The organism is Mycobacterium sp. PO1 (assembly GCF_017312405.1).
GTDB lineage: Bacteria > Actinomycetota > Actinomycetes > Mycobacteriales > Mycobacteriaceae > Mycobacterium.
In genome coordinates this window covers 1-1,391 of sequence record NZ_BLTG01000117.1, presented here as the reverse complement: position 1 = coordinate 1,391, position 1,391 = coordinate 1, and the positions used below count along the sequence as shown (strand labels likewise).

Genomic DNA, 1,391 nt, shown 5'->3' with positions numbered 1-1,391 from the left:
TGTGCGGCTCCTCAGGTTCTTGTGGGGAGCGTGACCTGCAGTCCTCCGAGGCAGAGGTAGATCATTGAGGTCAGTGTCTGGGCACTGTGGTGGCCGTAGCCCCGGGCGTTGATGAGGCGGATTTTGGCGTTGATGCCTTCGACGAGGGCGTTGGAGATGCCCAGTTCGATGGCGGCCAGGATGGCATCGAAGTACTTCTTGAATCGTTTGCTCAGCGCGACGAACACCGGGATCCGGGAGCGTGCAGCGGCGGTGATCCAGGCTTTGAGCAGCGTGCGGGCGACGCCAGGTGGGTGCTCGTAGCGGTAGAGATCGCGGGCCTGTTCTTTCAGTGTCCAGGCCCGGCCGATGCGCCGGTGGGTGCGGGCGATCTGGTTGACCAGGGCGCGCTTGTCGTCGTTGAGTTTGTTCTCCCCGGTGCGCAGCGCCCAACGGGCGGCTTTCCAGTCCGCGGTGGCATGCCCAGGCAGGCGGATCGATTCAGCGAAGACCCGATCGAGGGCACGCTGAATCCACTGCATCACGTGGAACCCGTCGTAGCAGATAACGGCGTGCGGCAGGTGTTCGGTGGTGACGCTGGTGTAGACACTACTGACGTCCATGCTGACCGTTTCGATGGCCGATAGGACTGAATCCGGTTGACTGGTATAGAAATTGGCTAACGATTCGCGGCTGCGACCAGGTTCGATGTCGATGACGGTTCCGGTGTCGTGATCACCGATGACGGTCAGGTAGCGGTGTGGGTGGCGGTAGCAGATCTCATCGACACCGATGCGGTAGAGCGCATCGAGGCGACGTTGGTTCAGGAGCTCGACCACTCCGCGGTTGATGATCGCGGTGACCGTTTCCCAGGCGCAGCGCATCAATACCGACACCGACGTTCGATCAGTGCGCTGGGCCAACCAGAGCACCATGTCTTCGAAATCGCGGGTATGGCGAGCGCCGGGACGAGCCCAAGGCAGCTCTTCGGTGATGACCCCGCAGTCCGGGCAGTGCAGGCGGCGGATGTCATAGGCCAGCCAGAGCCGGTGTCGCGCCAGGTCCAGGTGCCGCCAGCGCCGCCGACGCCTGTCATAGACACCCTTGACTCGTTTGCCACACGGACATTGCAGTAACCGCGCCCGCGGGCGCAACGCGACCTCGACATCACGCTGACCGATGGTGACTTCGGTGACCGTGGCACCGGGGATCTGCAGCAGACGGTTAAATGCAGTACTGACGCGCACGCGGATCGTCCTTGTGGTTGCGGTTGGTGTGGTAACCCCGAAACCTAGAGGCACACCGCGTGCGCGTCCCTCATCTGAGCGCCGACACGCCCAATCCCTCGTCATACCAATCAAAAACACCGCTGAACAGCACAAACGCGCCCACTAGAACACTAGGAGCGCCAC

1 protein-coding gene is annotated in these 1,391 nt (G+C 62.4%); it reads right to left on the bottom strand.

Going from position 1 to position 1,391, the window contains the following annotated elements:
- Positions 1 to 11 precede the first annotated feature (11 nt).
- Positions 12 to 1,346 (bottom strand): ISL3 family transposase, encoded by a 1,335-nt coding sequence (locus J3476_RS26415; protein ID WP_286183814.1) that lies wholly within the window; start codon positions 1,344 to 1,346, stop codon positions 12 to 14.
- Positions 1,347 to 1,391 lie beyond the last annotated feature (45 nt).